This is a genomic window from Burkholderia sp. FW306-1C-G01B, from assembly GCF_058781685.1.
The window spans coordinates 194,672-207,996 of record NZ_JBYSWZ010000002.1; the positions used below are offsets into that span (position 1 = coordinate 194,672).

10 protein-coding genes are annotated in these 13,325 nt (G+C 67.9%); 3 read left to right on the top strand and 7 right to left on the bottom strand.

The features are described 5' to 3' along the window. Nucleotides 1-107 precede the first annotated feature (107 nt). The 5 genes from sctD to AC3WLY_RS05180 form a co-directional block, all read right to left on the bottom strand. Nucleotides 108-1,466, bottom strand: a complete 1,359-nt coding sequence (sctD, locus tag AC3WLY_RS05160; RefSeq protein WP_175959572.1) for a type III secretion system inner membrane ring subunit SctD — start codon at nt 1,464-1,466, stop codon at nt 108-110. Next, nucleotides 1,447-3,489, bottom strand: coding sequence for a type III secretion system outer membrane ring subunit SctC (sctC, locus tag AC3WLY_RS05165; protein ID WP_492308157.1), 2,043 nt, complete (start codon nt 3,487-3,489; stop codon nt 1,447-1,449). Before sctC ends, sctD begins: the two co-directional genes overlap by 20 nt. Next, complete coding sequence (gene sctS, locus AC3WLY_RS05170; protein ID WP_006480854.1) at nt 3,489-3,767, bottom strand: type III secretion system export apparatus subunit SctS; 279 nt, start codon at nt 3,765-3,767, stop codon at nt 3,489-3,491. The genes sctC and sctS overlap by 1 nt, the downstream gene beginning before the upstream one ends. Next, nucleotides 3,764-5,971, bottom strand: coding sequence for a type III secretion system export apparatus subunit SctV (sctV, locus tag AC3WLY_RS05175; protein WP_175959574.1), 2,208 nt, complete (start codon nt 5,969-5,971; stop codon nt 3,764-3,766). The genes sctS and sctV overlap by 4 nt, the downstream gene beginning before the upstream one ends. A gap of 242 nt (nt 5,972-6,213) precedes the next feature. Continuing rightward, on the bottom strand, nt 6,214-7,047 hold the full coding sequence (locus AC3WLY_RS05180; protein WP_034180515.1) for a helix-turn-helix transcriptional regulator: 834 nt from the start codon (nt 7,045-7,047) through the stop codon (nt 6,214-6,216). A gap of 284 nt (nt 7,048-7,331) precedes the next feature. Here AC3WLY_RS05180 and AC3WLY_RS05185 point away from each other — a divergent pair, with 284 nt between their 5' ends. Then, on the top strand, nt 7,332-8,237 hold the full coding sequence (locus AC3WLY_RS05185; protein ID WP_492308156.1) for a helix-turn-helix transcriptional regulator: 906 nt from the start codon (nt 7,332-7,334) through the stop codon (nt 8,235-8,237). 136 nt (nt 8,238-8,373) lie between these two features. On the opposite strand, the gene AC3WLY_RS05190 is transcribed toward AC3WLY_RS05185, so the two are convergent. Together AC3WLY_RS05190 and AC3WLY_RS05195 are read right to left on the bottom strand one after the other, a co-directional pair. After that, nucleotides 8,374-10,020, bottom strand: a complete 1,647-nt coding sequence (locus tag AC3WLY_RS05190; protein ID WP_175959575.1) for an Nramp family divalent metal transporter — start codon at nt 10,018-10,020, stop codon at nt 8,374-8,376. Nucleotides 10,021-10,135: 115 nt separating this feature from the next. After that, nucleotides 10,136-10,276, bottom strand: a complete 141-nt coding sequence (locus tag AC3WLY_RS05195) for a hypothetical protein (RefSeq protein ID WP_165948028.1) — start codon at nt 10,274-10,276, stop codon at nt 10,136-10,138. A 1,060-nt stretch (nt 10,277-11,336) separates the two neighbouring features. On the opposite strand from AC3WLY_RS05195, the gene AC3WLY_RS05200 reads away from it, so the two are divergent. Both AC3WLY_RS05200 and AC3WLY_RS05205 read left to right on the top strand, forming a co-directional pair. Next, on the top strand, nt 11,337-11,606 hold the full coding sequence (locus AC3WLY_RS05200) for a hypothetical protein (RefSeq protein ID WP_175959576.1): 270 nt from the start codon (nt 11,337-11,339) through the stop codon (nt 11,604-11,606). A gap of 126 nt (nt 11,607-11,732) precedes the next feature. Continuing rightward, entirely contained in the window at nt 11,733-13,220 is a 1,488-nt protein-coding gene (locus tag AC3WLY_RS05205) for a carbohydrate porin (RefSeq protein WP_492308155.1), read from the top strand. Nucleotides 13,221-13,325: the final 105 nt, after the last annotated feature.

The window sequence follows — 13,325 nt, forward strand, 5'->3', positions numbered from 1 at the left end:
CGGCGATGGCCCCATGCCCCGCCGGCGACGTGAGCCGCCGCACCGATGCGACGCCCCGCGTAATGCGCGCACCGCCTGTTACGCGATGCGCAAGACCTGTCGCGGCGCTAGTGCGCCGCCTCCTTCGTCGAAGCACCGGCCGCCTTGGCACCCGCTTGCGGTGCGTCCGGCAACAGCGTCGGCCCCGGCACCGGCTGCGCGACTCCAGCCGCCGCACCGCTCGCGAGCGGCGCCACGGGCGGCGCAGGTGCCTGCTCGGGCGCGTTCGCCGACGCGCCGCCGAGCGGCATCGTGATGCGCTGGCCGTTGCGTTCGAACACCACTTCGTCCGGGCCGATCGACACGACGGTCGGCCCGTCCTTCAGCCGCGCGCCCTCGAAATAGCGGCTGCCGTCGACCGTCTCGATGTAGCGCTGGTCGCCGTCGCCGGCGAACACGGTCGTGATCTCCGGAATGCCGGCCATCCCGCCGAGCGTCGTCGTCGTGCGCGGCGCGGCCGGATCGGCATCGCGCACGTGATCGACCACCTCGAGCGCCGGGCGCGCGTCCTTCATGTAGTTGCGGATGCGCGGCTCGATCTGCGCGCGCGCGGCCGCGCCCGTCAGCTCGATCCGGCCACGGCCGAGATACGCGACCGTCAGCGCCGTATCGCTGAAATAGGTCTGCGCGGTCGCCACCAGATCGCTGACCACGTAGATGTTGCCCAGCGCCGCGTTGTCGACGCCCGCGACGATCTGCGCGACGCGTTCGCGCGCGGCCGGGTCGCTCACGTAGCCGGACACGATCACGCCGTCGTCGCGCGGCGCGACGGCCAGCTCCGGATACGCGTGCAGCAGTTGCTGCAGCCGATGCGTGCGTGCGAGCACCGATTCGTGCTGCCACGGCAGGCGCCCCGACCACGCGACGAAGCCATAGCCGAGCGCGCCGAGCAGCACGCCGATCCACAGCGCGACCAGCGCGATCACGAGCCGACGGCTGCCGAGGCGGCGCAGCCCGCCGGTAAGCCAGCCGAGCCACGCGGCCTCGCGCGCGGCGTCCGGCGCGTCGGTTTCGTCGGGCACCGCGACGCTCGCCTGCGCGTGCCGTGCGATGCCGAGCCGGATCGAGCCGACCGTCACGACGTCGTACGGCGTCATCGAGCGGCGGCCGCTGCCGAGCGGTTCGTCGTTGAACAGCACCGGTGCACCGGCGTCGCCGCCGTGGTTCTGCACGGTCACCGCGAGCGCGCCGACCTGCAGGCACACCTGTTTCGCGCCGATCTCGCGATCGGGCAGGATCACTTCGCAATCGGCCGCCGTGCCGACCCAGTTCGCGCCGCGCGCAAGCGACATCGTGCGGCCGTACATCGGCCCGCTCAGGAAGCACAGGTTCCACGGCGACGCGAGCGCGGCAGCGCCGGCCCCCGCGCCGCCCGCGCCGCCGGCCAATGCGCCGTCGCCGTGCGGGTCAATGATGGTCGTCGACATGGGGGGTGGCTCCTGCGGTCGTCGCCGCCGGCTGCGACGCCGCATCCTTCGACGGCGGCGGCAGCGCGGGCGGGCCGAACTTCGTGCCGGGCAGCGGCTTCGGCGTCAGCGGCACCGCGACGTCGTTATCCGGCGGCCGATACATCGACATGCCTTCCTGGTTCGCCGGCCGGTCGGCGCCCGGGTTCACGGGCGAGCCGTCCGGCGCGTACATCGACGCGGTCGTCACCACGCGCGGCGTCAGCAGGTAGAACCGCTCCATGTGGTTGCCCGACTTGTCGGTGTACTTGAACAGGTTGCCGATCAGCGGGATGTCGGACAGCCAGGGCACGCCGCTCTTGTTCAGCTTCACCTCGTCGTCGTTGAAACCGGCGATCAGCAGGCTCTTGCCTTCGTCGATCATCGACTTGGTGACGATATTGCGCTGCTGGATCACCGGAATGTTCGACACGGCCTGCCCCTGCACGACGTTGCCGTCCTGGATGTCGATCGACATCATCACGCTCTGCGGATTGCCGGATACGGCGGCCGCGTTGCGGATCGCCTCGTCGACGATCATCGGCGTCACCTTGATGCTCGTGCCGGTCGTCACGCTGTACAGCGACGAATCCTGGTAGCCCTGCACCTGCACGTAGAACTGCGTGAGGTTCTCGAGGATCGCCTCGGTGTTGTCGAGCGCGAGCACCTTCGGTTTCGAACGCAACTGCGCCTGCCCCTTCTGCGCGAGCGCGTTCACGCGCGTGAGCAGGTAGTTGCGCAGCGAGCCGCCGATCGATGCGGTCAGCGCGATACCCGTCGGCAGGAAGGCGCCCGTCTGCCCGGTTTCCGACGTGCCGACGCCGAACGTCAGCGGCGGATTGCCGGAGCCGTTGTACTGCGTGTTGCCGTTCAGCGGATTCGCGCCGTTGCCGATCTGCACGTCGCCGTGCGTCGTGTGCAGGCGCCAGTCGATCCCGAGGCTGTCGAGCGAATCCTCGTTGATGTCGATGATCGTCACGTTGATCTCGACGATGCGCGGCCGCTCGTCGAGCTGGTTGATCAGCGACTGGTAGCGATACATGTTCTCCGGCAGGTCGCGCACGATCACCGCGTTGATCGCCGGATCGGCGACGATCTGCGGCAGCGTGTCGCCGCCGCCGCCGTTCGAGAACGGCGAGAACCCGCCGGTCGCGCTGCCGTCGCCGGAATAGCCGCCCGAACGCGGGCCGCCGGAGATATCGGGGAAATCGAGGCGCGGCACCGCGATCGTCAGCCCCGAGCCGAGCTTGACCTGGCGCGCGGCCTGCCCGAGCGACGTGCTCGACGGCAGAGCGTTCGTGCCGCCGCCCTTGCCGAACAGCCGGCTCAGAATCGTCGCGACGCCCGGCACGGTCACTTCCTTGCCCGAGCGGTTGATCGTGAAATCCGACGCCCAGCCGTACTTCAGCCGGAATGCGCGGATGTCCGCATGCGCGCCGTTCGCCGCCGGATCGCCGACCGAGCCGACCGCCTGCCGCACGAGCTCGACGTAGCGGCGCGGGCCGGCCACGTACACGCTGTTCGCGCGGTCGTTGATCACGAGCGTGTAGCGCTTGTCGGGAATCTGCATCGCCTGCAGCGCGCGGCCGATTTCGCCGGATGCGTTCGGCGGGATCGGGATCATCTGCGTCTGCGACTGGTCGGCCGGATCGACGTACAGGAACGAGCCGTCGTAGTACCACGTGAGCCCGTAGGTCGAGCAGATCGTGTCGAGGGTCTGCTGCGGCGTGCCCGAGAAACGGCCGCTGATCACGCCGTCGACCTTCGGGTCGACCACCGCCGTCACGCCCTGCGACGATGCTAGTTCGCGAATGAAGTCGCCGATCTTCTTGCCGTTCGCGACGATCGTGAACGGCTTGTTGCGCCAGCGCAGGTCCGCGGCGCGGGCCGGCTGCGCGGACGCCATGCACAGCGACGCCGTGAGCAGCGCAGTCGCGCACATGGCAAGCGCGGCCCGTTGCAGGCTGCGCGGTTGAAACCGGATCGGGGCGACGCGTCGACGCATCAAAGGACTCCTGTGGAAGAAACGAACATGCGTTCCAGCGCCTGCTGCGCGAAGCGCAGCACTTCGCCGCCGAGCCAGCCCGACAGCAGCACGAGTGCGACCATCACGGCGATCAGCCGCACCGCGATGCCGATGTTGGCGTCCTGCACCTGCGTGACGGCCTGCAGGATCGCGACGACGAGGCCCGTGACGGTGGCGATCAGCACGATCGGCAGCGACAGCAGCAGCACGAGCATCAGCGCCTGGCGCGTCAGGTCGAGGATCGTCGAGCTCGTCATTGCACGGCTCCCGGCACGCGCACGTCGGCGCCCGCGCCGACCGAGCCGTCGTCCGGCGGGTTCTTCACCCAGCCGATCGTGTGCAGCTGCACGTCCTCCTCGACCTCCTGGTACGACAGCACCGCCAGTTCGGGCAGCACCGGCTGCAGGATCGTCTTCACATAGCGGCGCGCGCCGAGCGCGACCATCACCGCGAGCCGCGCCGCGCCCTGCGCGTTGCCGTGGCCGCCGGGGCCGGCCGCCTGCGCGGCCTGCACGATCGCGCGCACCTGTTCGCCGATGTCCTGCTTGATCGCGCTCGACAGCGCGAGGAAATTGCCCTGCTTGGTGCGCATCACCGCGCTCTCGATCCGCTCCTGCAGGTTCTGCTCGAACAGCACGACCCGCAGCTGGCGCGTCGTGCCCGCATGGCGGTCGGTAATCATCCGGCGCAGGTCGACGCGCACGAGCTCGACCAGCGCGATCACGTCGTCGGGTTCGTTCGGCGCCCACGTGATCAGGCTCTCGAAAATCACGCGCAGGTTGCGGATCGGCACCTGTTCGGCGAGCAGCCGGCGCAGCACTTCGGTCACGCGCTGCAGCGGCACGAGCCGCGTCAGCTCGCCCACGAGTTCGGGGTGTTCGCGGCGCACGAGATGCACGAGCGCCTGCGTCTCCTGGATGCCCAGCAGTTCGTCCGCATGCTGGCGCACGATCTGCTCGACGTGCGCGGCGAGCGCGCTTTCGCTCGACAGCCACTTGCCGTCCGGCGCGGCGCCGTCGGGCTTGATCCACAGTGCGGTCGCGAACGGGCCGAACGCCTCGGCCGGCTGGCGCTCCGCGCGTTCGGGCAGCGGCGCGACACCGTCCCACAGCAGCCAGCCCGGCTTCAGCGCGCCGTGCGCGGCGAGCACGTCCTGCAGGTAGATCCGGTACGTGCCGGCCGCCGCACCTTCGTCGTCGTTCAGCGTGATGCGCGGGAACACCGTGCCGATATCCGCGTCGACGCGCGCCTTCGCGCTCGACAGCGCGGCCTGCAGTTGCGCGAGGTTCAGGCTCGTGCGCAGGTCGTCGGACAGCGATACCGCGATCAGCGACGTGACGCCCGCCGCGTGCGACACCTTCGCGGGCTGCCCGTCGTCGGCCGTACCGACGCGCCCCGCGATCTGAATCAGGTTGAAGCTCGGCGCGGTCGTCTTGTGCTTGATCTGCGAGAACGCGAACGCGCCGAGGCCGAGCGCGATCAGCGCGAACGACCATTTCGGAAAGCCGGGCACGACGAGGAAGCCGGCCAGCACCAGCGCCGCGATCAGCAGCGCGCGCGGATGCGCACCCAGTTGCTCGCCGAGCTGTTCGCCGAGCTGGCGCTGCCGCGCATCGCGGGTCGCGACGCGCGTCGTCACGATGCCGGCCGCGATCGACACGAGCAGCGACGGAATCTGCGACGCCATCCCGTCGCCGACCGTCAGGATCGCGTAGCGTTGCAGCGCCGCGCCGATATCCATCCCGTGCATCAGCGTGCCGACCGCGATCCCCGCGACGATGTTGATGAACGCGATCACGAGGCCCGCGATCGCGTCGCCCTTCACGAACTTCATCGCGCCGTCCATCGCGCCGTGCATCTGCGATTCCTGCTCGAGCTTCTCGCGGCGCTCGCGCGCTTCGTCGGCACTGATGATGCCCGCGCGCAGGTCCGCGTCGATGCTCATCTGCTTGCCCGGCATCGCGTCGAGCGAGAAGCGCGCGCCGACTTCGGCCACCCGCTCCGACCCTTTCGCGATCACGATGAACTGCACGACGGCGATCACGAGGAACACCACGCCGCCCACCACGACGTTGTTGCCGACGACGAGCCGCCCGAACGCGTCGATCACGTGGCCGGCGTTCGCATGCAGCAGGATCAGCTTGCACGACGCGATGTTCAGCGCGAGCCGGAACAGCGTCGTAAACAACAGCAGCGCGGGAAACGACGAGAAGCTGACCGCCGACGGCACGTAGGTCGATACCGTCAGCAGCACGACACTCACGGCGAGATTCAGCGAGATCATCCCGTCGAGCGCGGCCTGCGGCAGCGGCAGGATGAACAGCGCGACGACCGCGACGATGAACGCGGCGAGGAACAGGTCGGCGCGCGGCGACGCGCCCCGCAGACGCCGTCCGGACACGCCGCGGCCAGCGGAAAACAACCGCTGCCAGTCGCGGGGGAGCGCCTTCGGTTCTGCCATCGTGCCGTTGTCCTGTCGTCGTTATCGCCGGCTGGCGCGGGCAACCCTGCCCCGTGCCGCACGGACCGTTGAATGGGACGAGTGTAGCGATGCGAACCGATGGAAAAAGGGATGCACCTCGTAGCGCGAAAGCGCGTTTGCCGGCGGCGATCGGATCGGACTACGAAACCCGGCGGCGCATTCGGGCACGCGCGGCCGGAACCGCTTCCAGCGCGCGCCGGGCCGCCCGCGCGCGCGTCGGGTCAGGGCTGAAGGCGCCGCGCGGCGAGGTACGCGAGCTGCGCGCGGTTCTGCACGTTGAAGAGTTTTTCGAGCGAACGGATATGGTGGCCGACCTTGTGCAGCGACGTACGCAGCGCGCTCGCGATCTCCTGGTCGGACAGCCCGTGCACGAGACGGTCGAGCACCTGTTGCTGCTCGTCGCCGAGCGCGAAGCCGCGCATGCGCGCGATGCGCGCCTCGAGGAACGGCAGCGCGACACGATGCACGGCGAGGCTCACGGCCAGCGCGCCGCCGATCACGCGATCGTCGATCCATTCGGTGCCGTGCGTCTCCGACGTCACGTTCACCGCGACGCGCAGGTCGAGGCGCGGCGCCGACAGGCTGAAGATCACGCCGCTGTTCATCGCGTGCGCGCGCAGATGGCCGGCGAGGGCCAGCACCTTGCGGTCGCCGCTGCCCTGCGCGGCCGCCTCGATCTCGTCGAGCCGCCACGCGACCGGAAAGCCGCTCTGCCGCACCTGCGCGAACCGCGGGTCGCTCTCGTACAGCATCCCTTCGATAAACGGCTGCATGAACGTCGCCGGCGCGAGGTCGCGCAGCAGATGCGCGCACAGGATGCGCCGCCCGATCATTTCATAGGCGCCGTAACCGAGCGTACTGAAACCGATTTGCCGCAATCGCGCATGGCATTGCGCGAAATCGGCCGAAGCAAGGTCGGTTTTACCGAGCGCAATTTGAATGCCGGTAAAAACGTCGCGATCGATTGCCTGATATTCGTTCGAATAAGCGGCAGCGGCCGCTATATCGGCCTGTGAAAACCATTCGACGCGTGGTGCGCCGTCAGCATATGTCATGAGGAGCCCGCCCTTTCCCAATATGTGAAACTGCGCCCCGTCACGATCTGGTCTTTTCTTTATGGTTTTCTGGTCGTTGTTATATGCGTGCGAATATGAACCTTTCGCCGCAATTAGTATTACGGCATATTACGCGCACACAGACATTTTTTGTACAATGCCCCCGCGTTTCGTCAGGGATGACGATCGGCGCATATCAAAACGATGCTCGATCGCACCGCCGCGAATGCCGTATACGATACGGCCGCCGCCAGGCGATGCGCGTCGATTCCGAGGGATGGCTCATGTCCGATATTGCATTGCATGAAGAAGCGGTCGCCCCGACCTTTTCCCGCCCGTCGCGCGGGTCGAGCGCATGCGCGGACGCGCTGCGGGAGCGTACCGTGCAGGTCGTCTGGTGCGACGACGTCAAGCGCGGCGAAGTCGCGCAGCCGCACGCGCCGACGCTCGGCGTCGCCGATACGCTCGCGCATGCGCAGAGCACCGCCGAGCGCAACCGGATCGTCACGAGCCTGCTGCACCTGACAGGCTTCTCGACGTTCGCGTACTTCGCGCTCGAATTCGCGCGCGAGCGTGTCGAAAGTCTCTACCTGCACGAAGCGTTCACGCCGGCCACCTATCGCGGCGACTACGTGCGGCACAGCCATCACGACGTCGATCCGCGCACGCTCGGCGCGCGCGTATGCAACATGCCGATCGTGTGGGACCTGCAGCAGCTGCGCCGCGAACACCGCGAGCGCGACGCCGGCCCGTGCGTGACGCCGGCCGCGCTCGACGGTTTCCTGCAGACGATGCAGGACGACGGGATGTGCAGCGGCATCATGTATTCGATGGCCGTGCCCGGCACGCGGCTGCATGCGTTCATGAGCTTCACCGCGCCGCGCCGCACGCGCGAATGGATCACGCCGGCGACGATCGAGCAGGCGCTGTCGATCGGGCTGTCGGTGCACAAGTTCGCGTCGCCGCAACTGATCGCGACGTCGCGCGAGCGTACGGTAAACGGGCTCACGCCGTTCGAGCAGGAACTGCTGCTCGGCATCGCCGAAGGCGCATCCGACAAGGAGATCGGCCGGCGCCTCGACACCAGCGCGCACAACGTCGACTATCACCTGCGCAAACTGCGCAAGCGCTTCGGCGTCGCGAACCGGATCCAGCTCACGTACCTGACGTCGAAGCTCGAGCTGATCTGACGGCGGCGCAGCGCTTGCGACGCTTGCGACGAGCGAACGTGCAACGTGTAAACGCACATGCCGGCCTCGCGGGCCGGCATGTGCGGGTTGCGGCGCGGTGCCGGGTCCGGCGCCGCTTCCTGGCAAACGATCCGCGTTACTTCAGCAGCGTCATCTGCACGACCTTCACGATCACGAGACCGACCGCGATCACCAGATAGCCGCGCAGCACGGCCATCCAGATCCGCGTCGCGAGCGTCATGTTCTGCGGCTCGAGCGTGTCGAGCGGCGGCATGCGCCACGTGTCGCGCAGCGAGCGATCGAGCGCCGGTTCGACGACGCGCTTGTGGCGGCGAATCAGCACCGTCGCGAGATAGCCGGCAATCGCAAGCACGGTGCCGCCCACCAGTACGTCGACGATCGCTTCGCCGCTGATGTCCGGATACATCACCGACGCGGTCAGGATGATCGACAGCAGCACGAGCACCCAGATCACCGCGCCCGTGAACACGTTGAGCTTCGTCGAGTTGACCCACGGCCCCAGCACCTGGCGGTCGTTGCACAGCACGAGCAGGAACACCGTCGCGCTCGGCAGCAGCACGCCCGCGAGCGTCTGCACGGCTTCGGTCAGCAGGCCGAGCGGGCTGCCCGGGATCAGCACGAGCGTGGCCGCGGCCGCGACGATGCCGAAGTACACGAGATAGAAGCCCTTCGCGTCGGACACGCCGCGGTGCAGCGAATGGCGGATCTTGAACACGTCGCCGATCGCATACGCGGTCGACAGCGACACGGCCGCCGCGCCGATGATGCACGCGTCGAGCAGCGCCACCGCGAACAGCGTCGCGCCCGTGCGGCCCGCATACTTCTCGAGGCCCGCGATGATGCCGCCCGCGTCGGTGAAGTTGCCGGCTTCCGGATGCCCGCCGAACAGCGCGGCGCTGAAACCGATCATCGCGACCGCGCCGATCAGCACGAATGCGATGCCGATCCACAGGTCGACCTTTTCATACTTCATGAAGCGCGGCGTGATGCGCTTGTCGATCACGTAGCTCTGCTGGAAGAACAGCTGCCACGGTGCGACGGTCGTGCCGACGATGCCGATCACGAGCAGCATCACGTCCGACAGCTTCGCGTGCGCGGGCCAGTTCGGCACGAGGAAATCGCGCGTCATCTGCGCGACGGGCGGATGGATCGACACGAGCACCGGCACGAGCAGCAGGCTCAGCACGCACAGCCCGATCGCAAACCGCTCGAAGCGCCTGAAATCGCCGGTACTCACCGCGGCCATCGTCAGCGCGGCGGCCACGCACACGCCGGCCACTTTCGGCAATCCGAAGAAATCCAGCACGAACGTGATGCCGATGAACTCGGTGACGATCGTCAGCGCATTGAGCAGGAACAGGTCGATCACGCTGAATGCACCCCAGAACTTGCCGAAGCGCTCGAAGATCAGGCGTGCATGGCCGACGCCCGTGACCGCGCCGAGGCGCAGCACCATTTCCTGGTTCACGTACAGCACGGGCACGAGCAGCAGCAGTGTCCACAGCAGCGTCGTGCCGTAGTTCTGGCCGGCCTGCGTGTAGGTGCCGAATGCGCCGGCATCGTTGTCGCCGACCATCACGATGAGGCCCGGGCCGATGATCGCGAGCAGCGTGCGCAGCCGCGCCCACCATGTGCCGCGCGCGGCGGTGTCGTGATGCGCGATCGTGCCGAGCGCGCCGCGGATGTCGCCGACATGGGCTTCGTCGAGCACGGCGCTGCGTTCCGCGACGATCGGTGGAGAGACGTTGGATGGCGTGGACATGATTTGTTCCGTACGGCTAATGGTTATCCGATGAGCGTGTGACCTTGGGATGCGTACGCGGGGCCTGCCCGCAGGCAGCCGCGCGTGCGCATGCCGAGGCGCGCTCGGCGCTTCTTCAGTGGCGGATCAACGATTTCAGCTGGTTCAACAGGCGGGAGAACACCCGCGGACGGGCGTCGAGCGTCAGCATCGCGTCGTATTGGTTGCGCGATTCCGCGACGTGCGGCAGGTTCGACAGCAGAAGGCCGAAGTTCATGGTCTGGCTCCTTGCGGCGACGGCAGGCGTGCCGGCCGCGTGGTGGGCGCGGGGCCAGTCCGGGGCCTGAACGACATGTCAGGCTAGTCGGCCGGAGTGTCCCTGCGACCCGGGTTCAAAAGGGTCGGTGCGTGAAACGGGCATAAGGGACAACTGTCACTGTCGTTCATGGCGGCTCCTGTGCGGTGTTCCGGGGAACACGGTTGACCGCCGTCCGGCTTGCGGGCCGCCGTTCGCGCGCATGAAAAACGCATACGCGAACGCGGCCGCATACCAGGCGGCGGCATATCCGGACGGCGCATGCGAAAACGCATCACGCTAACCGGCGCGAATCAGGGTGCACGTAGGGAGTTACTGCGGAATACTGCTGCGCGCACCGTTTGCCCGGGGGACAAACGGCGGCTTCGATGAGGCGCGGACGTCGGTCGCTCAGGCGGAAATTTCGTTCGAAGATCGACTACTGCAGGCGTCCAAGGCGGCGGCCCCAAGAGTGAAGATGCCGAATTCTATGAACCGCCCGAAAGTGAAGTCAACCCCTCCGAACCCCCTTTCCAGAAATAAATTTCCCGCCTTGCGGCGCTGAAAGATTTGCCCTTGAAATGACGTACCGAAACCTTTCAGCACGTCATGAACCGGTCACGCGCCGATGCATGCGAACAACGGCAGGCGCCCGGCAGCGCCCTCTGCTTGCCGACCGCGTGCCGCCGCGACTCGCACGCCACACACACATCGTCTTTTCTGCGTTTTTTACTTGCACCGCAGCAAAAGTCGCGACTACAATCCGCCCCAATTCATCAACGGAGTCCCTCCGTGGACACATGCTCCAGTTGCAGTTCGATGCCGGTCCAGGCCGGCCAAGCCATCGCGAGATAGCAGCCAGACGCATGTCTTTCGCCGCTAGCTCGCATTCGTCGGGTTAGCGCGCTTCCCCCCGGGCCGGCCGTCGCCGGTTCATCAGTCGCACGCTCCGTTATGTTCCAACCTCCGATCGCAGGCCGCGTCATGCGCCCGCGCTCGATCACGTCGTCCGGCCTGCGCCGGACCGGACGGAGGCAGCGTCATGTTCTTTCAATCGTTCGCGGTCAGACTCAAGCGCATCGTGCATGTCGCGTGCGACCGCTCTTTCGTTTCCGGCCGCTCGCCGCTCGCCCATGCACTCGGCAACTGGCGCGGCGCGGCATTCGCCCACGTGCCGGCGGCACCGCGCCCGCTCGACTGCGTGCTGGTCGCCGCGATGGCGGCCGCGGTGGCGCTCGCCGCGCTGCTATGCTCGGCTGCATCGCGCCTCGGCTTCGCGCAAGTGTGGCGCGTAGGCGGCTGGTTGCCATAAGTCCGCGGCGCGCGGTGGCGCCACGCGCACATGTGCCATGTGCCGCCGCGCGAGCGCCTCGCCACGCTTCCCGCATCACGTATTCTTTTCTTCAGCCTAACTAATCAAATCGCCGACGGAGTCCGCATGAAGAACCCTCTCGAACCCGTTCCGCGCAAGCCGCGCGTCAATGCGCTCGCCGCGCTGCTGCTGTCGCTCGCCGCCGCGCCCGCATTCGCGCAATCGCCGCTGCCGGCCGCGGCCGAACCGGCGGCCGGCGCCAGCGACGCCGCCGCTCCCGCACAACAGGCCGCCGATGCTGCCACGCCCGCCCCCACCGGCCTGTGGGAGCGCTCGAACCTGCTCGGCAACATGGGCGGCCTGCGCGACCTGCTCGGCGATCACGGCGTCACGCTGAGCCTGCAGGAAACCAGCGAGTACCTGTACAACACGTCCGGCGGCACGAAGCGCGGCGGCGCCTACCAGGGGCTCACGCAATTCGGCTTCAACGTCGACACCGGCAAGGCAATCGGCCTGCCGGGCGGCACGTTCAACGTGTCGGCGCTGCAGATCCACGGCACCAACGCCACGCAGCGCTACCTGCAGACGCTGCAGACCGCGACCGGCATCGAAGCGAATTCGACTACGCGCCTGTGGGAGCTCTGGTACCAGCAGTCGTTGCTCGACGGCAAGGTCGACGTGAAAGTCGGCCAGCAGAGCGTCGACCAGGAGTTCATGGTGAGCCAGAACGCGGCGACGTTCATGAACGCCACGTTCGGCTGGCCCGTGCTGCCTTCCACCGATCTGCCGTCCGGCGGCCCCGCGTATCCGCTGTCGTCGCTCGGCGTGCGGCTGCGCGTGAAGCCGGCCGATGCATGGACCGCGATGGTCGGCGTATTCGACGGCAACCCGGCCGGCCGCACCGACGGCGACGCGCAGGTGCTGAACGCGCACGGCACCAACTTCAACCTGCGCAGCGGCGCGTTCGTGATCGGCGAAGTGCAGTACGTGCTGAACGCGCCGCCGGCCGACCCGAAGGCGCCGCAACCAGCCGGCCTGCCGGGCACCTACAAGCTCGGCTTCTGGTATCAGTCGCAGCATGCGAACGATCCGCGCTACGGCACCGACGGCCTGTCGCTCGCGAATCCGGCGAGCAACGGCATTCCCGCCACCCATCGCGGCAACTACGGGCTCTATGCGGTCGCGGACCAGATGGTCTGGCGGCCGTCGGACGACAGCCCGCGCTCGGTCGGCGTGTTCGCGCGCGTGATGGGCGCGCCGGGCGATCGCAATATCGTCGACTTCGCCGCCAATGCAGGCGTGACGCTGAAGGCGCCGTTCAAGGGGCGCGACAACGACGTCGCGGGCATCGCGGTCGGCTACGCGAAGATCGGCTCGCATGCGCGTGGCCTGGACGGCGACACCGGCACCTACACGACGCCCGGTTATCCGGTGCGCCGCGCGGAAACCGTCGTCGAGGCGACCTACCAGTACCAGGTCGCGCCGTGGTGGCAATTGCAAGCCGACCTGCAGCACTTCTTCCGTCCGGGCGGCGGCATCCCGAACCCGAACGCGGCGGGTGCGCGCATCGGCGACGAAACGGTGGTCGGCGTGCGCACGACGATCACGTTCTGACGCAAGCCGCATACGGAAGCGGAAACGAAAACGGGCCGGACGGCCGCTTGCGCGACAGTCCGGCCCGTGCGTTCGCCTGCAGCGCGCTGAACACGCCGCAGGCGC

Coding starts and splice junctions, on each gene's coding strand:
- sctD (WP_175959572.1), bottom strand. CDS start 1,466: ATGTCGACGACCATCATTGACCCGCACGGCGACGGCGCATTGGCCGGC.
- sctC (WP_492308157.1), bottom strand. CDS start 3,489: ATGCGTCGACGCGTCGCCCCGATCCGGTTTCAACCGCGCAGCCTGCAA.
- sctS (WP_006480854.1), bottom strand. CDS start 3,767: ATGACGAGCTCGACGATCCTCGACCTGACGCGCCAGGCGCTGATGCTC.
- sctV (WP_175959574.1), bottom strand. CDS start 5,971: ATGGCAGAACCGAAGGCGCTCCCCCGCGACTGGCAGCGGTTGTTTTCC.
- AC3WLY_RS05180 (WP_034180515.1), bottom strand. CDS start 7,047: ATGACATATGCTGACGGCGCACCACGCGTCGAATGGTTTTCACAGGCC.
- AC3WLY_RS05185 (WP_492308156.1), top strand. CDS start 7,332: ATGTCCGATATTGCATTGCATGAAGAAGCGGTCGCCCCGACCTTTTCC.
- AC3WLY_RS05190 (WP_175959575.1), bottom strand. CDS start 10,020: ATGTCCACGCCATCCAACGTCTCTCCACCGATCGTCGCGGAACGCAGC.
- AC3WLY_RS05195 (WP_165948028.1), bottom strand. CDS start 10,276: ATGAACTTCGGCCTTCTGCTGTCGAACCTGCCGCACGTCGCGGAATCG.
- AC3WLY_RS05200 (WP_175959576.1), top strand. CDS start 11,337: ATGTTCTTTCAATCGTTCGCGGTCAGACTCAAGCGCATCGTGCATGTC.
- AC3WLY_RS05205 (WP_492308155.1), top strand. CDS start 11,733: ATGAAGAACCCTCTCGAACCCGTTCCGCGCAAGCCGCGCGTCAATGCG.